General features: G+C 61.2%; 21 protein-coding genes. 8 read left to right on the plus strand and 13 right to left on the minus strand.

Annotation, left to right across the window (positions count from 1 at the left end):
- Positions 1-133 precede the first annotated feature (133 nt).
- Together PG883_RS19575 and crp are read right to left on the minus strand one after the other, a co-directional pair.
- Positions 134-934 carry a putative RNA methyltransferase gene (locus PG883_RS19575; protein WP_041211190.1) on the minus strand — a complete coding sequence of 267 codons (801 nt, stop codon included), beginning with the start codon at positions 932-934 and terminating at the stop codon, positions 134-136.
- A 127-nt stretch (positions 935-1,061) separates the two neighbouring features.
- Complete coding sequence (gene crp / locus PG883_RS19580) at positions 1,062-1,700, minus strand: cAMP-activated global transcriptional regulator CRP (protein WP_010673237.1); 639 nt, start codon at positions 1,698-1,700, stop codon at positions 1,062-1,064.
- A gap of 373 nt (positions 1,701-2,073) precedes the next feature.
- On the opposite strand from crp, the gene PG883_RS19585 reads away from it, so the two are divergent.
- Positions 2,074-2,478 (plus strand): OsmC family protein, encoded by a 405-nt coding sequence (locus tag PG883_RS19585; RefSeq protein ID WP_010673238.1) that lies wholly within the window; start codon positions 2,074-2,076, stop codon positions 2,476-2,478.
- A 48-nt stretch (positions 2,479-2,526) separates the two neighbouring features.
- A complete protein-coding gene (locus PG883_RS19590) occupies positions 2,527-2,826 on the plus strand; it encodes a hypothetical protein (protein WP_010673239.1) in 300 nt (99 codons plus the stop codon).
- A gap of 69 nt (positions 2,827-2,895) precedes the next feature.
- Here the strand turns inward: PG883_RS19590 and PG883_RS19595 are convergent, their stop codons facing one another.
- The 3 genes from PG883_RS19595 to PG883_RS19605 all read right to left on the minus strand — a co-directional run bounded on the left by PG883_RS19595 (position 2,896) and on the right by PG883_RS19605 (position 4,796).
- On the minus strand, positions 2,896-3,429 hold the full coding sequence (locus PG883_RS19595; RefSeq protein WP_052815186.1) for a hypothetical protein: 534 nt from the start codon (positions 3,427-3,429) through the stop codon (positions 2,896-2,898).
- Positions 3,430-3,445: 16 nt separating this feature from the next.
- Positions 3,446-4,315, minus strand: coding sequence for a phosphoribulokinase (locus tag PG883_RS19600; protein WP_010673241.1), 870 nt, complete (start codon positions 4,313-4,315; stop codon positions 3,446-3,448).
- Between the two features lie 235 nt (positions 4,316-4,550).
- Positions 4,551-4,796, minus strand: a complete 246-nt coding sequence (locus PG883_RS19605; protein ID WP_010673242.1) for a YheU family protein — start codon at positions 4,794-4,796, stop codon at positions 4,551-4,553.
- An 89-nt stretch (positions 4,797-4,885) separates the two neighbouring features.
- Here PG883_RS19605 and PG883_RS19610 point away from each other — a divergent pair, with 89 nt between their 5' ends.
- Positions 4,886-6,037 carry a GGDEF domain-containing protein gene (locus PG883_RS19610; RefSeq protein WP_042864339.1) on the plus strand — a complete coding sequence of 384 codons (1,152 nt, stop codon included), beginning with the start codon at positions 4,886-4,888 and terminating at the stop codon, positions 6,035-6,037.
- Here PG883_RS19610 and PG883_RS19615 read toward each other — a convergent pair.
- From PG883_RS19615 to PG883_RS19625, 3 genes are all read right to left on the minus strand, one after another.
- The gene (locus tag PG883_RS19615; RefSeq protein ID WP_052815185.1) at positions 6,019-7,002 is read right to left on the minus strand and encodes a hydrolase; all 984 of its coding nucleotides are present in this window, start codon (positions 7,000-7,002) and stop codon (positions 6,019-6,021) included. The genes PG883_RS19610 and PG883_RS19615 overlap by 19 nt on opposite strands.
- Positions 7,003-7,062: 60 nt before the next feature.
- Positions 7,063-7,962: a chemotaxis protein gene (locus PG883_RS19620; protein WP_039040047.1), complete on the minus strand. Its 900-nt coding sequence runs from the start codon at positions 7,960-7,962 to the stop codon at positions 7,063-7,065.
- Positions 7,963-8,100: 138 nt separating this feature from the next.
- Positions 8,101-8,787: a hypothetical protein gene (locus PG883_RS19625; RefSeq protein WP_270807751.1), complete on the minus strand. Its 687-nt coding sequence runs from the start codon at positions 8,785-8,787 to the stop codon at positions 8,101-8,103.
- A gap of 39 nt (positions 8,788-8,826) precedes the next feature.
- On the opposite strand from PG883_RS19625, the gene PG883_RS19630 reads away from it, so the two are divergent.
- On the plus strand, positions 8,827-9,033 hold the full coding sequence (locus PG883_RS19630; RefSeq protein WP_010673247.1) for a YheV family putative zinc ribbon protein: 207 nt from the start codon (positions 8,827-8,829) through the stop codon (positions 9,031-9,033).
- A 146-nt stretch (positions 9,034-9,179) separates the two neighbouring features.
- Positions 9,180-9,806 (plus strand): peptidylprolyl isomerase, encoded by a 627-nt coding sequence (gene slyD / locus PG883_RS19635; protein WP_052815183.1) that lies wholly within the window; start codon positions 9,180-9,182, stop codon positions 9,804-9,806.
- Positions 9,807-9,870: 64 nt separating this feature from the next.
- On the opposite strand, the gene PG883_RS19640 is transcribed toward slyD, so the two are convergent.
- Positions 9,871-10,086 (minus strand): SlyX family protein, encoded by a 216-nt coding sequence (locus PG883_RS19640; RefSeq protein ID WP_010673249.1) that lies wholly within the window; start codon positions 10,084-10,086, stop codon positions 9,871-9,873.
- 14 nt (positions 10,087-10,100) lie between these two features.
- Positions 10,101-11,069: a WD40 repeat domain-containing protein gene (locus tag PG883_RS19645; RefSeq protein WP_270807753.1), complete on the minus strand. Its 969-nt coding sequence runs from the start codon at positions 11,067-11,069 to the stop codon at positions 10,101-10,103.
- A gap of 119 nt (positions 11,070-11,188) precedes the next feature.
- Between PG883_RS19645 and fkpA the strand changes: the two genes are divergently transcribed.
- A complete protein-coding gene (gene fkpA / locus PG883_RS19650) occupies positions 11,189-11,998 on the plus strand; it encodes an FKBP-type peptidyl-prolyl cis-trans isomerase (protein ID WP_029313875.1) in 810 nt (269 codons plus the stop codon).
- A gap of 148 nt (positions 11,999-12,146) precedes the next feature.
- Positions 12,147-13,550: a sigma-54-dependent transcriptional regulator gene (locus PG883_RS19655; protein WP_041211199.1), complete on the plus strand. Its 1,404-nt coding sequence runs from the start codon at positions 12,147-12,149 to the stop codon at positions 13,548-13,550.
- Positions 13,551-13,619: 69 nt separating this feature from the next.
- Here the strand turns inward: PG883_RS19655 and PG883_RS19660 are convergent, their stop codons facing one another.
- From PG883_RS19660 to PG883_RS19670, 3 genes are all read right to left on the minus strand, one after another.
- Complete coding sequence (locus tag PG883_RS19660; protein WP_270807756.1) at positions 13,620-14,486, minus strand: tetratricopeptide repeat protein; 867 nt, start codon at positions 14,484-14,486, stop codon at positions 13,620-13,622.
- A 98-nt stretch (positions 14,487-14,584) separates the two neighbouring features.
- A complete protein-coding gene (locus PG883_RS19665) occupies positions 14,585-14,920 on the minus strand; it encodes a hypothetical protein (protein ID WP_010673254.1) in 336 nt (111 codons plus the stop codon).
- Positions 14,921-15,035: 115 nt separating this feature from the next.
- On the minus strand, positions 15,036-15,374 hold the full coding sequence (locus PG883_RS19670) for a DUF2956 domain-containing protein (RefSeq protein ID WP_010673255.1): 339 nt from the start codon (positions 15,372-15,374) through the stop codon (positions 15,036-15,038).
- 248 nt (positions 15,375-15,622) lie between these two features.
- Here PG883_RS19670 and ushA point away from each other — a divergent pair, with 248 nt between their 5' ends.
- A complete protein-coding gene (ushA, locus tag PG883_RS19675) occupies positions 15,623-17,302 on the plus strand; it encodes a bifunctional UDP-sugar hydrolase/5'-nucleotidase UshA (RefSeq protein WP_270807758.1) in 1,680 nt (559 codons plus the stop codon).
- The last annotated feature ends 87 nt before the right edge of the window (positions 17,303-17,389 follow it).

Consider the following 17,389-nt stretch of genomic DNA (forward strand, 5'->3'; position numbering starts at 1 on the left):
AATATGATGCACGGCGACAGCAGGGTGATGGTGGTGGTGTGTTTGGAGACAGCCAGTTTACCAGCACCCTGTCTGTCAACTTCCACTTCCCCAAGATCCCGCGAAGAACCTTTTTTCATGGTTTGTCACCGGTTTACAGCGGTTTTTGCCACAGGCTGAGCAGCAGATCCTGCTCGAGGGCGTCGGGCCCCTGGTGGGTGAAGGCGTGGCGCTGCTCGCCGCTGGCACGCCAGCCGAGGCGACTGGTCTCCAGAATGTGCTCGCGCAGGCCCTGATCCAGCGCCGTACTGAACTGGGCGCGTTGCTGGGCAACATTGACAAGCCCGGTGAGGGCGGGCCAACTCAGGGGATGTTCCATGCTCACCGGATTGAGGCTGACGCGCAATTGCCACTGATGGCGAGGGCCGGGCTGCACGTGGAGCAGATAGCCGCCCGGTGCCAGCCAGCTGACCAGGAGTTCCGTCTTGACCTTGAGGTCGTTGACCAGTAGCACCTGGGCCGTGCCAGGCAGCAGCGGGGCGCGCGCCGGGTCGGCGATGACGAACTGGCCTTCCGGTTGCGCCTTGTTGGCGGCGAAGATGGCATTCTTGGCCAGATCGAAACCGCCGACCTGCCACCCGGGCAGCCGCTCAGCCAGGGCGCGGCAGTAGTACCCCTCGCCGCAGCCGAGGTGGACAAGCTCGCGCTCGCCAAGAGGCGCGAGCAGGTTCGCCATGGCGTCCACCAGAGGCAGTTGGTGGCCTTGTTCCAGGAAGCGGCGCTTGGCGCGCAGCAGGGCCCGGCTGTCGCTGTCCTTGGGGTTCTTCTTGCCGGGGATGAGGTCCAGATAGCCTTCCGGTGCGGGATCGAAGTGGTGCTTGTTGTCGCAATAGACCCCGCGGGAGGCGGCATGAAGGTGCAGGGGGCTGCGGCAAAGGGGGCATTGAAGGTGCATAGGAGTTCTCTTGGCGAAGGCCATGACGGCGGGGCGTTCGGGATTATAGGGGAGAGGATCGGAAAAGGCTGCCATGGGCAGCCTTTTTATCCAACGGCGCTGTGCGGGCGCCGTCGGCGGAACCCGGTCAGCGGGTACCAAACACCACTATGGTCTTGCCGTGGGCGGAGATGAGCTCCTGCTCTTCCAGCATCTTGAGGATGCGGCCGACGGTTTCACGGGAGCAGCCGACGATCTGGCCGATCTCCTGGCGGGTGATCTTGATCTGCATGCCATCCGGGTGGGTCATGGCATCCGGCTGTTTGGCCAGGTTGAGCAGGGTCTGGGCAATGCGGCCGGTCACGTCCAGGAAGGCGAGGTTGCCGACCTTCTGGCTGGTGTGCTGCAGGCGCTTGGCCATCTGGCCGGATAGACGCATCAGGATGTCCGGGTTGACCTGGATCAGCTGGCGGAACTTCTTGTAGGAGATCTCGGCGACTTCGCAGGCGCCTTTGGCACGTACCCAGGCGGAACGCTCCGGATTCTCGTTCTCTTCGAACATCCCCATCTCGCCCAGGAAATCCCCCTGATTCAGGTAGGAGAGGATCATCTCCTTGCCTTCGTCATCCTTGATCAGGACGGCGACGGTGCCCTTGACGATGTAGTAGAGGGTTTCCGCTTTTTCACCGGCGTGGATCAGGGTGCTCTTGGCGGGATACTTATGAATGTGGCAATGCGACAAGAACCACTCAAGGGTGGGATCGCTTTGCGGTTTGCCAATGATCATGAGACTTCCTCTGTAGTGTCATTTTTATGGACTGTGCGTCCAGGCAAGTTGCCAAGCTTGCCATTCCTTACTCTTTGGTCGCAGTAGAATAAGAGCCTTTGCCTGTGCTGACAAGGCTTTGGGGTTTTGCCGTCCACCGGTGAGCCGCCATCTGCTGCGTCGTCCGGGGCATTCTAGGCAAGAAGAGGAGGTCGGATGTTGATTTCGATCTATTTCCCTTTGGGTCGTCGTCCGTTTCGCAGGAGAGGCTTGTCGCCGCAAAACGGGGCTTTATCGTCGGGAACGGGCAAGATCCTGGCGCATGTGCCACTCGACCCCGGCTTGAGGTATGCTATGGGCGTTAGAACCGTCGTCATTGAGAGGAAAGTGAGAGATGAAAGCCAAGGTCAGCTGGGTGGAAGGCATGAAGTTTGTGGGAGAGAGCGAGTCCGGTCATCAGGTGACCCTGGATGGCGCCAACCCGGGTGAAGGTGCCAGCCCGATGGAGATGATCCTGCTGGCTGTCGGCGGTTGCAGCTCCATCGATGTGGTCTCTATCCTGGAGAAGGCCCGTCAGTCCGTGACCGCCTGCCATGTCGAACTGGAAGGGACCCGCGCCGATACCGTTCCCCGGGTATTTGAGCAGATCCACCTCAAGTTCGTGGTGACCGGCAAGGGTCTGGCGGAGAAGCAGGTCGCCCGTGCGGTGGATCTGTCCATGGAAAAATATTGTTCAGTTTCCCTGATGTTGGAAAAAGCGGTAGAAATTACCCATAGTTATCAAATCCTTGAGGGTTGACCGCTATAGTTTGTCCCGTCGATAACGCCATGACATAAGGAAAGTGCGATGAAAAAAATGATGATGTTGCTTCCCCTGTTCGGTCTGGCCGCCTGCAGCATGCCGCAGCCGACCCAGTATCAATACAGCCAGTATCAGTGCGGGGAAGAGTTGCTGGCCATCACCTATGATGCCCAGGCCGACATGGTGCAGTTCCCTTATGCCGGTGTCTATCACAAGCTGGGGCGCATCGAGTCGCCCAAAGAGACTGCCAGCTATTCCGACGGGGTGACTACCTTCTCCCGTCAGGACAAGCAGGCTACCCTGGTCAAGAGCGGTGTGACCCAGCTGACCTGCGAGTTGAAGTGACCCTGATGCCGTCACGGCGTGCATGGAAAACGGCCTGCGTGAAGCAGGCCGTTTTTGTTGAAAGAGACATCACTCTGACGGTAGCGAGCCCAGCAACTGGGCGGCCAGTTGCTGGCTAAGCTGGCCACGGGCCTCCTCTGCGACAGGCACGTCGCTGGCGAGCTGGATGGCGCTGCTCCACACCGCTTTCTGGCTATGCCCGTCGAGCAGCACGACGGCCAGGGTCCCCTTGCGGGCATTGGCGGCGGCGTTCAGGCCCGGTGTCATGCCGAGGCGGGAGAAGATCTCACCATCGCTCATGTCCTGGCTGCCAGCTACCCCGATGGCGACCCAGACGTCGGCCTCATCCAGGGGAACGCTGCGCCAGCCTTTGCCGTCCAGCTGCCGGATGACGGCCTGCTGTACCGGCTCGAGCCAGGGCGCGGCGCTGTTGCCCGCATACTGGAATTGTTCGGCCAGCGCATAGCGTGGTGTCGCCCCGTAGGTCCAATGCTCCGCCGGGCGAACCACCATGGTGCCCGTTTCGACCGTGGGTGCGGCGGGGCCGGAGCTGCAACCCCCCAGCAGGGTTGCCAGCATGAATGAGAGAAGTGCAGCGCGCATCGTTAAGCTCCTTGGCTCAGGTGATCTTGCCCGTTTCGATCAGTTGCTGGATCAGGGGGCGCAGGATCAGTTCCATTGCAAAGCCCATCTTGCCACCCGGCACGACGATGGTGTTCATCCTGGACATGAAGGCGCCGTCTATCATCGACAGCAGGTAGGGGAAGTCCACCTGCTTGATGCCCCGAAACCTGATCACCAGCATACTCTCGTCCAGGCTGGGTATCACCTTGGCGCTGAAGGGGTTGGAAGTATCGACGGTCGGCACCCGCTGGAAGTTGATGTGGGTGCGGGAGAACTGCGGCGTGATGAAGTTGATGTAGTCGTCCATGGAACGCACGATGGAGTCGGTCACCGCCTCGCGGGAGTGGCCGCGTTCCGAGGTGTCGCGAATGAGCTTCTGGATCCACTCCAGGTTGACGATGGGCACCACGCCGATGAGAAAGTCCACGTGCCGCGCCACGTTGTGTTCCCCCGTGACCACGCCGCCATGCAGTCCTTCGTAGAACAGCAGATCCGTCTCGCCGGGCAGATCCTGCCAGGGGGTGAAGGTGCCAGGCATCTGGTTGAAAGGCACTGCCTCGTCGAAGCTGTGCAGATAGCGCCGGTACTGGCCTGTGCCGCTCTGGCCATACTCCTGGAAAAAGGACTCCAGCAGACCGAAGTCGTTGGCCTCCGGGCCGAAGTAGCTGATATGCCGCCCCTGCTCCCGGGCCTTGCGGATAGCCACGTCCATCTCGGGCCTGGTGTAGCGGTGAAAACTGTCCCCCTCGACCACGGCCGCCTTGTATCCAAGCTGGTGGAACATGGAGCGAAAGGCGTTGGTGGAGGTGGAAGTACCGGCACCGGACGAACCGGTGACCGCGATGATGGGATGCTTGGCGGACATAGAATTCTCTCTTCCTTGGGAGTTCCGTTATAAGGGGTGGCCCAAAGTGCGGTCAAGTGCGCCGTCATCCTCCCGCTGCCCCCACGCTTCCCGGCAATAGCGGTGAACAAGGGCTGCCCTGTGCTCTGGGTACGTTGGAATAGGTGCTGCTGGGTGGCGAACTGGTCATGCGGCCTGATGATGTGAGCTGGATAGGTGGAGGGCGGGGTGAGCCGCCCGATAAGCCGTGACCGCGTTACGCTTGGGGGAAGTCGTCAGTGGGTGACTTGCTTAAATGAGTCTTTGGGACGACATTGACACTTTCGTGCAGCTCGCTGTAGACAAGCACGGCGCTACCTTGTAGCAATTGTTGCCTGACTGCTTCGACCTTGTCGGTCAGGCTGACATCCTGTTCACCGTATTCGGTGCCTTCTTGCAGCACAAAGTGTTCGAGCAGGTTGGTGAGGGTGTCCGGCTCCAGTTCTTGCCAGGGGATAATCATGATTTCATCTTCACTCAGTGGGTTGCGGATATTGTCGATGTCTGGTCGGCAAGCGCAAGGGATTTGTCTCGTTTTGGACGAGGGGTGCCATGCAATCCATTGACGCACGCCGACCCTCCAGTCAATTCGAACAGCACCTGTTCGATGCCCGCCGCCGCGCCCTGAGCGCCGGTTTGCGCTGGTACTGGGTCATCAATCTCATCGCCCTCGTATTTCTGCTGACCCGCTTCTACATCTATCGGGATGCACACCTGGTACTGGTCGGCAACCTGCCCTGGTCATACAAATGGCAGCTCTTTGCCATGATAGGTGTTGGCCTGCTGCTGCCGCTCGGGTGGGGCTGGCTCTCCCGTCAATCCCATGCCATCTGGCTGGTGTCCCTGTGCGTCTGTGCCCTGGCCTGGGGGCTGGCCTGGGCCATGGTGGGTTACACCATCTCGATCGTCGACTTGAAGGGGGGCTTCAGTTTCATTTTCAACATGGTCAGTCTGTTGCTGCTGACCGGTCTTGTCGCCGCGTATTGCGATGTGCGGCTGTTTTACGCACTGGTGTCGGTCCCCCTGCTGTTCTTGTTGGTGAGAGCCTCCTGGAGTCCTGAGCCCTTTGTTCTGGTCAATACCATCGTGGTCGGGGTCTTGCTGGTGGTGCTGGAGACGGGGCGGCGCATGCTCAACGGCTGGTTCGAGCTTGCGGTGTCAAGGGAACACGACAACCTGATGCTGGCAAACAAGATGAATGCCATGGCCAACCGGGATCCCCTGACCGGCATAGCCAACCGTCGCCACTTCGATCAGGCGTGCAAGCGTGCCATTGCGCAAGGCACCACCCAGGATGTACCGCTCACCGTGATCCTGCTCGATGTGGATTTCTTCAAGCGCTACAACGATCGCTATGGGCATCAGGCGGGGGATGAGTGCCTGATCCTGGTGGCCGAGTGCCTGGAGGAGAGTGTACGGGAGCCCGGCGATCTGGTTGCGCGCTACGGGGGAGAGGAGTTCGTGGTGTTGCTGCAGGAGACGACGCTGGCCGGTGGCCAGGAGGTGGCGGAGCGCATTCGCGCCACTCTGGCGGCCAGGGCTCTGCCCCATGAGGATTCCGACGTAGCCCCCCACCTCACCCTGAGCCAGGGGATAGCCCAGTGGCGAGCCGGGGAGAGCCTCGTCATGCTGCTCGAGCGGGTCGATGGCGCCCTCTATCAGGCTAAGGAAGAGGGGCGCAACGGTTACCGGTTCGCCCCCTGAGTCTGTTCCCGCAACCACTGGCTGATGCGCTCATCCAGCCAGAAGCGGGGGCGCCAGGGAGAGCCGTGCAGGAAGCCCACGTGGCCGCCCTGGCGGCTCAGCTCGTAGCGCACCAGAGGGGAGAGCTGCTCCGCCGCCGGAATGACGGCATCGGTCATGAAGGGATCGTCGGCGGCGTGAATGACGAGGGTCGGGATGGGAATGCGGGCCAGCAGGCTCAGGCCGGAGCAGGTCTGGTAGTAGTGATCGGCGCTTTCGAAACCATGGAGCGGTGCCGTCACCAGCTCGTCGAACTCCCTCAGTGTGGCGATGCGGGTGATCTGGGCCGGCTGCCAGCGCGCCCGTGCCGCGCTCTGGCGCCGGATCTTGCTTTGCAGGTTGGTTCGCATGGTGCGCAGCAGGTAGTTCTGATAGACCCGTGAGAAGCCCTGATTGACCCGATCGGCACAGCTTGCCAGTTGCAGCGGGGCCGACACTACCACCGCCGCTTTCAATGGTGCCGGGCAGGCCCGCGCCAGCAGATTGACCAGCATGTTGCCCCCCAGGGAATAGCCGATGGCGACCAGGGGACGGCCAGGAAAACGCCGCCCCAGCTCGGCAATTACCGCCTGGGCGTCCTCGATGGCGCCTGAGTGATAGGCCTGCAGCAGCCGATTCGGCTCGCCACTGCACCCCCGAAAGTGCATCAGCACCGCCTCGTTCCCTTGCCGCTGCAGGTGGGCAAAGAGCCCCTTGGCATAGTGGGAGTGAATGCTCCCCTCCAGTCCGTGGAACACCACCACCAGGGGTTGTTCATCCTGGACGGGTTCGCCGCTCCAGGCCAGATCGACGAAATCGCCGTCCGGAAGTTCGAAGCGCTCTTGGATGAAGCGGGCAGGCGAGCGGCGCAGCCACTTGGGTAAAATGGTTTGCAGATGGGGGTTGCGGGCCCACCAGGGGGCGTGAAAGTGGCTTTCTGTCAACATGCAACGACTCGGAAGAGCAGGGAGGAAAAGGGGGCGGCGAGCCCTTGGCTCGCCGCGACATCAGGCCATCAGACGATCGTGGTGCTCGGCGCCGCGCAGCATGGCCTGGATAAGTTCGTTGGCTTCAAACTTGGTGAGCGCCTCGTGGGCGCCGACCTGATGGGCCCGCTCCACGCTGATCTCGCTGGAGAGGGAGGTGTGCAGGATGATGTAGGCTCCCGCCAGCTTGGCATCGCTCTGCACCTCGAAGGCCAGCTCGTAACCATCCAGTCCCGGCATCTCGATATCGCTCACCAGGATGTCGATCCGCTTGCCCTGGGAGACCCGGGTCTGCATCAGGGTGAGGGCGTCACGTCCGTTGGTGCAGACCTCGTAGGGGATGTTGATGTAATCGAGCGCCGCCATGAGCTGGCGACGGGCGACGGAGGAGTCGTCCACCAGCAGGATCCGCATCGGCTTGAGCCGCTCGCGCTGCACGTCGGTCAGCACGGGGTAGAGATGGCTGGGATCGTCCGGATAGACCCGCGACAGGATGAGCTCCACATCCAGCAACTGGATCAACTGATCTCCCACCCGGGTCACGCCGGTGACGAAGACGTTCTGTCCCAAGGAGGGAGGGGGCGGTTCGATGTCACGCCAGTTGCACTCGGTGATCTTGTCGATGCCCCGCACCAGAAAGCCCACCAGGGTGCGGCGGCAATCGGTGATGATGATGAAGCAGTGGGGCATCTCCTCCCGGGTGATGGGGCGGTAGCCCACGGCCATTGCCATGTCGATCACCGGGATGGTGGTGCCGCGCATGCTGGCGGCCCCGAGCACGGTGGGATGGGATTGTGGTAGAGCGGTGAGCTGGGTGTAGGGCACGATCTCCTTCACCTTGAGGGTACCGATGGCGAAGGATTGTCTGGCAGAGAGGTGGAACAGCAACATGCCCTGGGATTGGTTGGCCTTGCTCGTCATGGCGGATGTCCTGTTGATCTAGTCGGTGACGGTCAATCGGGTGTTCAGCATAAAGGATGGTGACATGAATGACTCCTTTGTTGTTAGCGGCGGTGAGCCGCAAAACTGGATTTCTTTTGCCATCCTTTTATGCCTTTCTTATCGGGTCGCGGACGGCTGAGGGGAGAGGGGCGCCCCGAGCCATTGCAGATGAGCCTCGGCCAGCGCGCTTTCATCCCGATAACCCAGCCTGCTCACCACCTGTGAGGGTGTGCTGCCGCTTCGCAGCAGGCGAATCCCCTGCAACAGTTGCCACTGATCCTGCAGTGCCCGGGCGTCCGGGCCCTCGAGACCGCGAGTGCCCAGCAGGGTCTGCCAGGCAGCCACGCTATCCGGCTGCGCTCTGGCCAGGGCTTGCCAGGCATCTTGCAGTGCCTGATCCCCCAGTGACGAGATGGTGCAGCCGTGCAACTCATCTCCCACCACTTGCAGCCGCTGCCCATAGGGGCCTTGCCAGTCGCGTGGGCGTGACCAGGCCGCCAGGCTGTCCAGCAGTGCGTCCATCAACGGGCTTGCCTGCAACCAGCCAGCCTGGGCGGGCTGGGGCACCCGCACGGAGCAGGCCAGTAGATCATGCTGGCAGCCAGCCAGAGGGGTGAAGGCGGCGAGGGCATCGGCACAGAGCCAGCAGTGGCTGCCAGGTGTCAGCAGCAGCTCATGGGCACCCAATTTCAGCAGCGCCACCCCCTGGGTGACGCGCAGCAATTGGCCCATGGGGGAGCGCTTGCGGGGGCCGACCTGAAGGGTGGAAGTGGAAAAATGCTGATATTCGATGGCGTGATGCATGTAAAAACCCTGATATGATGCTGCCTGGAGGTAACAAAAATGGAAACCAGACGTAAAAAACGCTTCATTGCCGGGGCGGTTTGCCCGGCGTGCGGCAAGATGGACACCATGATGCTGTATATGGAGCATGGAGTCGAGAAGGTGACCTGTGTCGAGTGCGGGGATACCCAGGTGCAGACCCAGGAGCAGGTGGACAAGGCGACGCGTGAAGCGGAGCAGGTGATAGGGGTGTTTCGTCCCGAGTGAGTGCCATGCCTCAAGGTGATGGTACGCCGGTCAGGCTGGTCGCTGTTGATGACTTTTTCATCACACTGAAGCCGGGCCGACCATATGCTTGTCTGCCTTTTTGAGGTATTCTGAGCCCGTTTTTTTCTATCCGCAGGATCCCTGACATGAAAGTAGCTCCCCTGAGCGTGGTTACGCTGGAATACACGGTCACCGACGAACACGGTGAAGTCATCGACACCACTGTCGGTAAAGAGCCGCTGGTGTATCTGCACGGTACCCGTTACCTGGTCTCCGGCCTCGAAGCCGAGCTGGAAGGTCGCAGCGTGGGCGAGGCGTTCGACGTCACCCTGACGCCGAACCAGGCCTATGGCGAGTACGACGAGAATCTGGTGCAGGAAGTGCCCGGCGAGCTGTTCGACGGTATGGAAGTGTCTGAAGGGGATACTTTTGTGGCCGAGACCGACGACGGCCACCGCCCGGTGACCGTCATCGAGGTGTCCGAGGAGTTCATCAAGGTGGACGGCAATCATCCCCTGGCTGGCGTGACCCTGGGCTTCAAGGTCGAGATCAAGGACGTGCGTGCCGCGACCGCCGAAGAGCTGGCCCATGGCCATGTGCACGGCGCTGGTGGCTGCGGTCATGACCATGATCACGGCCATGATCACGATCATGACCACGGTGGCTGCTGTGGTGGCCATGGTCACAACCATGCACACGATCACGGCGACGATCACGGTCACGGTGGTTGCTGCGGTGGTGGCGGTTGTGGTGGCAAGGGCCATCAGCACTGATCACGGCCTGGCCGATGATAAAAAAACCCGCGCATGGCGCGGGTTTTTTTATGGCTGGCACTCATCAGTAGTGCGGTGGCGGCGTCTCTTCGGCCATGCTGGCGATCTGGCTCGGCTGTACGCTCTGCAATTTATCCACCAGTAGATGGATCTGGTGTTTGAGCCGGTCCAGCTCGCGACCCTGGGTGGTGACCTCGTCGTTGAGCTGCTCCACCGTGTATTCGGCAAAAGCGAGGCGGCTTTCCAGGGTTTCGAGGCGTTCGTTTAGTTGCTGACTCATGGGCCTTTTGGTCCTTACTTGATAGTCCAGATTTCAGCCAGGCCACTGGAGCTGGCACTGACGAGGTGGTCATTGTCGCGCAAAGCCACGCCATAGACCACAGCGCTCGGCGGTTTCACCTTGGGATGGGGCGAGACGCGCCAGCTCTGCAATGGCTGGCCGTCACTCACCTGCCACAGAGTGAGCTGGCGGGAGGGGGCGCCGGTGATGAGCCAGTTGCCGCCGTTGGCAAAGCGGGCGCTGGTGTAGACCTCGAAGCGGTGAGCGTATTGCAACCGGCTGTGCTCCTTGCCGGTTTTGAGATCCCAGATGCTGGCCTGGCGACTGTCTGCGGTGAAGGCGAAGCGTCCGGACGGATCCAGTCTCGCCATCACGACTCGCCCGGCGTGGTTGAAGCGCCACACCACCTGGCCCGTGCGGGTATCCCACAGATAGGCGCTGTAATCGTTGCCGCCGGTGAGGGCATAGCGACCGTTGGGGGAGAGATCCACCGTGTTGACCTGTTCGGTGTGGCCGAGGAATTGCAGCCGGCGTCCGGTCTGGGTGTCGACCACTTCCGCCTTGCCGTCTTCACGGCCGATGAGCACCTGGCGGCCATCCGCCGAGATCGCCGCATCGCGCAGGGGGGATTCTGGCAGGGAGTAGTAACCCTGGGAGCGGCCATCCTGCAAGCGCCAGATGGCGAAGGTGTGCTGGGTGGCGGTGATGGCATGGCTGTCATCGGGGGAAAAGCGGGTCAGGGTGACGAACTCCTCCTGGTCATCGCTCTGGCGCCAGCGCCAGCGCTCCTTGCCCTGTTCCAGATCCCACACCACAGTGCCCTGACCCAGGCTGGAGACGAGCGCGAGCTTGCCGGAACTGGCGAGATCCGCGCTCAGCAGACCCTGGTTGGCGAGGCGGATCTGCTGGCTGGGAAGTGAGCGTTGTTCGCACCCCGTCAGCATCAGGCAAATACCGATGAGATAAATGGCACTTTTGATCATTTTTCCTGTCTCATGCTTTCGTTACCTGCGATCACGGCGTTAGTATAAGGCGCTTATCACGATAAACCTCTCATTTCACGAAGGAACCGAGAGCGGTATTTAGAGTTTTGGAGAAACTGATGAACAATTTTCTGAAGGTGTCCCTGTTGGCTGCGGCGGTTGCCGTCGGTCTGACTGCTTGCCAAAAAGATGAGAAACCTGCTGCGACCAACACCGCAGAGGTCAAGGCAGAAGCCAGCAAGCCGGCAGAGGCCCCCAAGGCTGAGGCCAAGAGCTTTGAAGAGCAATCCGGCTATGCGATCGGCCTCTCCATGGGTCGTTATATCGCCAATACCCTGGAGCGCCAGCAGGAGCTCGGCATCAAGCTGGACAACACCGTGATCCTGAAGGGTGTCACCGACGGTCTGGGCAAAGAAGCCAAGATGACCGACGAGGAGATCCAGAAGGTTCTGCAGGAATACGACGCCAAGATCAACGAGCTGACCAAGGCGAAGGCCGACAAGGATGCCGTGGAAAACCTGAAGAAGGGTGAAGAGTTCCTGGCTGCCAACGCCAAGAAAGAGGGCGTGAAGAGCACTGAGTCCGGCCTGCAATATCAGGTCGAGAAGATGGGTGACGGCGCCAAGCCGAAGGCCACCGACATCGTCAAGGTGCACTACACCGGTACCCTGACCGACGGCACCAAGTTTGACAGCTCCGTCGATCGCGGCGAGCCGGCTACCTTCCCGCTCAACCAGGTGATCCCGGGCTGGACCGAAGGGGTGCAATTGATGCCGGTCGGTTCCAAGTTCAAGTTCTTCCTGCCGTCCAAGCTGGCCTATGGCGAGCACGGTGCAGGTTCCATCCCGGCCAACGCCGTGCTGGTATTTGACGTAGAGCTGCTGGCCATCGAAAAACCGGCTGCCGATGGCGACAACGCCAAGAAATAAGCTCAAAGCACCATAAAAACGGCTCCCCAGGGAGCCGTTTTTGCTTGTGCATTGTCGCAATCCCCCGGATAAAGCGATGAGGCCGTCTTGAGTGTGTGGCGGCTAGCCCCCAGAATAGACAACAAAATCAAGCGCAAGGATGGATCTCGTGGCTGAAAGCAAACCCCGTGTCCTGTTGGTGGAAGATACCCGCAGTCTGGCGGTCGTCTATGAGCAGTATCTGGCCCAGGATGGCTACGAGGTGCAGCTGGCAGATTGTGGCCAGCAGGCTTTGGCACAATTGCTGGCAAGCCCGCCCCCTGTGGTGCTGCTCGACCTGGAGTTGCCCGACATGTCCGGCATGGACATCTTGCAGCAGATCACGGAGCGGCAACTGCCCTGCTCCGTGGTGGTGATCACCGCTCACGGCTCGGTGGATGTGGCGGTGGAGGCGATGCGGTTCGGGGCCTTCGATTTTCTCACCAAGCCGTTCGATGGCAAGCGCCTGTGCGCCACGGCGCGCAATGCCCTGAAGCACCAGCAACTCAGCTCGCTGGTGGCCCAGTATCGGGAAAACTTCGAGCGCAGCTCCTTTGCCGGTTTCATCGGCGCCTCCATGGCGATGCAGGCGGTCTATCGCATCATCGAGAGCGCGGCGCCGAGCAAGGCCACCGTCTTCATCACTGGCGAGAGCGGCACCGGCAAGGAGGTGTGCGCCGAGGCCATCCACCAGTGCAGCCCGCGTCGGGATCAGCCCTTCATCGCCCTCAACTGCGCCGCCATTCCCCATGACCTGATGGAGAGCGAGATCTTCGGCCACGTGAAGGGGTCGTTTACCGGTGCCCAAGGGGATCGCAAGGGGGCGGCCAGTCTGGCGGACGGCGGTACCCTCTTCCTCGACGAGATCTGCGAGATGGATCTCGACCTGCAGAGCAAGCTGCTGCGTTTCATCCAGACCGGCACCTTGCAGCGGGTCGGCAGCGGCAAGCTGGAGACGGTGGATGTGCGCTTTGTCTGCGCCACCAACCGGGATCCCCTGGTGGAGGTCAAGGCCGGACGGTTTCGTGAAGACCTTTACTACCGCCTGCACGTGATCCCGCTGGCGCTGCCCCCCCTGAGGGAGCGGGGAGAGGACATCCTGCTGCTGGCCCGGGAGTTGCTGCTGCGTTATGCCGGTGAGGAGAACAAGCGGTTCAGGGACTTTGATGCGGACGCAGTGCAGGTGCTGCTCGACTACCCCTGGCCCGGTAACGTACGCGAGCTGCAAAACGTGGTGCGCAACATAGTGGTGCTCAACGATGGCGAGCTGGTGAGCCCGGATATCCTGCCACCTCCCCTCAACGGGGGGCGTACCCTGGCCCCGGAGCCTGCGGTCGGGATCGCGGATCCCCAGTCAGAACCCGTGGTCGTTCGCAGGCAGGTTCGTCCGCTCTGGCAGGTGGAGAAGGAGGCCATCGAGCAGGCCATCGCCAGTTGTGACGGCAACATCCCCAAGGCGGCGGCCCTGCTGGAAATAAGCCCTTCCACGATTTATCGCAAGAAGCAGAGCTGGGAAGAGGCGAGTCCGGCCTGAGCCGTCACCTCTGCTCCCGGGCAGACATGCTGATGTGCGGGGCGGCCAATTGGTCGCCCCGCACGCTTATCAGAGTTTGGCGAGCAGCTTGAGCCTGGCCAGTCGTTCTGCCTCGTTGGCGGTGAACCAGCCATCCTGTGACAGCAGAAACCAGGCGCGGGCAAAGTATTCGGTCGCCGCGGGATCATTGAGCACGAGTGCATTCTCCCCCAGCTCCTCGCACACATAGCCATCCTCGGGGGTGCCTGCGGCGGCCATGTCGTCGCGCAACTGCGCCAGTTCGGCCATGGCCTGTTCATGGCGCTCCTGGGCCCGGCTCAGGCGCGCCAGACTCCAGCGGGCGATAAAGGCTTTGCCCTGGTTGTTGTGCTGCTCGTGCCAGGCCAGGCACTTTTGCTGACAGGCGATGGCCTCGTCGAGGCGACCCAGCTCGAACAGGGTCCACCCCTGATTGTTATAGAGGGTGGCGAGCCAGCCTCGCGCCCGCTGGTCGTGACTGCGCTCGGCCAGGGTCATCGCCAGCTGGTGCCAGTGGCTCTGCTCCTCCAGGGGGGCGGCGATGGCCACCATGTGGGCCGCATCGATGGCCAGATAGTGCTCTTCGTACTGCTCTCCCAGTTGCCAGGCCTGTTCAAACAGGGCTCTGGCGCTGGCCTTGTCACCGGCGGAGTTGAAGGTGCGGCCACGCTCCAGCAAGGCGCGCAGGCGGGCCCGTGGAGTCGCCTCTGTGAGGCGGGGTTCTATCTCGTCGAGCAGCTGGTGCGCCTGTGCAAACTGGCGTTGCAGTGAATGGGTGCGGGCTATCTGGGTGAGGAGCTCCAGCTCCCATTGCAGGTTGGTGGCACGCGCCTCGGGCAGCAGTGCTTGAAAACGCTGGGCGCTGGCAACGGGATCCTGATAATCCCACAGCGCCATGAAATCGGGCGGATTGTTCATCTGGCCTCCATGCCGGTTATCCGCCCACCAAGATGCCTGAAGGCCATTCTTTGTACAAGAAGGGGGGCTGGCGCCATCGTGACGCCAGCGTTTGCCGATCAGTAGACCATGGCAAGGCTCATCAGCATCAGACCCAGGGCGGCAAAGGCTCCCTCCTTGATAGCCAGGCGCGGTACCAGTGCCTTGGGCAGGGCAGGGAACAGGCTCAGGGCAAAGCCGAACCCCGGCATCAGCCAGTGGAAAGCAGGGCTTCGCAGGGCGGGATCCGCAGCGCCATTGATGACGATGAGCAGGATAAAGAGAGTGAAGGCGGGCAGGATAAACCAGCGGGCATGGCCGGCGGCAACCGCCCGCAGTGGTGAGATGCGATAGAGCACCAGGGTCACGAGGAAGAGGGCGAGGGGAGCCAGCAGATAGAGCGGGGCCGGGTTCATGATGAGTGTCTCCTGACAAGGGGGGCAGAGTGTAGGCAGTCCGGGTGGGGAATGACCAGTCCCCCGCGCCCGGGCTGCGAAGCGGATCGCAGGGCAAAGGTTTGCCTGGGCAGGATCAGCGGAACCAGAACCAGAGCACGGCAAATACCAGCCAGCTCAGCACCAGCAGGATCCAGGGCAGCGGGTGCTGGCGGGTGAGCTCGATGACCTCGGCTTCGCTCTCCTCTTCTGGCGTCTCTTGGGAAGAGTGCCTGGCTTTGGCTTGCAGCTTCTTCTGGCGGCTGGCTTCGCGGGCCTTCGCCTTCATCTGTTTCTTGTATTCGTCTATGCCCTTCTGGATCCCCTGGGCGATGAGCTGGGTCTGCTCCTTGGTCTGCCCCGGCTTCTGGTTGGCACGGGCGATCTTCATCGCCTCCTGCTGGGTTTCGGGGGAAATTTTGTCGTACTTGGCCATTCCAGGCACTCCTTGGCATTGATTGGCGGGCAGTATGCCATAACCGTTACCGGCGGGCTGCCATCATGGGGGAAATTGCTCTGCGAGTGGGGTGCCTCTGTTCCAAATAGGGGAAACAGGTTGCGTGGATGATCACATTTGGCGGAATTTGTGAGTCGCCGATGAAAAACCGTCACATGTTGTTTGTTATATTACCGCCCGATCCTGGATAGGGTCGTCCAATAACAAAATAACAAGGTGATATGGAAATGAATTATAAATTTGTCAAAGGAAGTATCGCACTGGCAGTGCTTGCCGCATTGAGCGGCTGCAATACCTCAAGCAACGACAGCGTCGCCCCCTGCACCGAAAATGTCTGCAAGCTGACCATTTTGCATACCAATGATACCCACGGTCGTTTCTGGCACAACGACAAGGGCGAATATGGCATGGCGGCCCAGAAGACCCTGGTCGAGCGGCTGCGTGCCGAGGCGAAAGCGGCGGGCAGCGAAGTGCTGGTGCTCTCCGGCGGTGACGTCAACACCGGGGTGCCGGAGTCGGATCTGCAGGATGCAGAGCCGGACTTCATGGCCATGAACAGCATCCGTTACGATGCCATGGCGGTGGGCAACCACGAGTTCGACAACCCCCTGACCATCCTCGAGAAACAGCGCCAGTGGGCCCAGTTCCCGATGATCTCCGCCAACATCTATGACAAGACGAGCGGCAAGCGCTACTTCGATCCCTACAAGGTGTTCAAGCTGGAGAGCGGCCTCAAGGTCGCCGTGCTGGGTCTGACCACAGAGGACACCGCCCAGCTGGTGGATCCCAACAACGTCCAGACCCTCGAGTTCCGCGATCCGACCACGGAAGCCGCCAATCTCGGCAAGCAAATCCGCGACAACAAAGAGGCGAACCTGGTTCTTGCCATCACCCACATGGGCCATTACGAGAATGGTCAGCACGGCAGCAACGCACCGGGTGACGTGGAGATGGCCCGTGCGCTGCCGGCAGGTACTCTGGACGCCATCATCGGTGGTCACTCCCAGAACCCGGTCTGCATGGAGCCGGGCACCCCTGACAAGTACGCCGACTTCAAGCCGGGCGACGACTGTCAGCCGGATCAGCAGAACGGCACCTGGATCATGCAGGCTCACGAGTGGGGCAAGTATGTGGGTCGTGCCCAGTTTGACTATCAGAATGGCAAGCTGACCCTGACCCAGTACGATCTGATCCCGGTCAACCTGAAGAATGCGGACGGTGATTTCATCCAGGAAGAGATCGTCAAGGATCCCGAGCTCTACAACACCCTGCTCACCTATCAGGAGAAGGGACAGCAGGAGCTGGGTGTGGTCATCGGTGCCACCGATGGCGTACTGGACGGTGAGCGCGCCAACGTCCGCAACAAGCAGACCAACCTGGGTCGTCTCATCACCACCGCGACTGCCGAGAAGCTGAGCACCGACTTTGGCATCGTCAACTCCGGCGGGGTGCGTGCCTCCATCGCGGCAGGGGACATCAGCTACCGTGACGTGCTGACCGTGCATCCGTTCGGCAACACCGTCAACAAGGCGACCATGAGCGGCAACGAGCTGCTGACCTACCTGGGTCAGGTCGCGACCAAGACCGCCAATACCGGTGGCTATGCCCAGTTCGGCGGCATCAAGATGACGGTGGATTGCCAGGCCAAGAGCGTGGACATCGCCACCATCGGCGGGAAGGCCTTCGATCCGGCAGCAACCTACAGCTTCTCCATCCCGAGCTTCAGCGCGGCCGGTGGTGACGGTTATCCGAAGATCGACACCATCAATGCCGGTCTGGTGGATGCCGGTGTGCTGAAGGATTATATCGCGGCGAAGAAGACCATTCAGGTCGCCGATTATCAGCCGGCCGGCGAGGTCAGCTATATCAACTCCACCTCGGTACAGGGCGGGATCGCACTTTGTTAATGAAATTTGAACAGGCAGATCGTCTGTGATCTAATCGCGTCTCCATGCAGGAGGCACGCGCTATGACGTTGATTGAACACCTTACCC

Source organism: Aeromonas sp. QDB25, assembly GCF_027707725.1.
GTDB lineage: Bacteria > Pseudomonadota > Gammaproteobacteria > Enterobacterales > Aeromonadaceae > Aeromonas > Aeromonas caviae.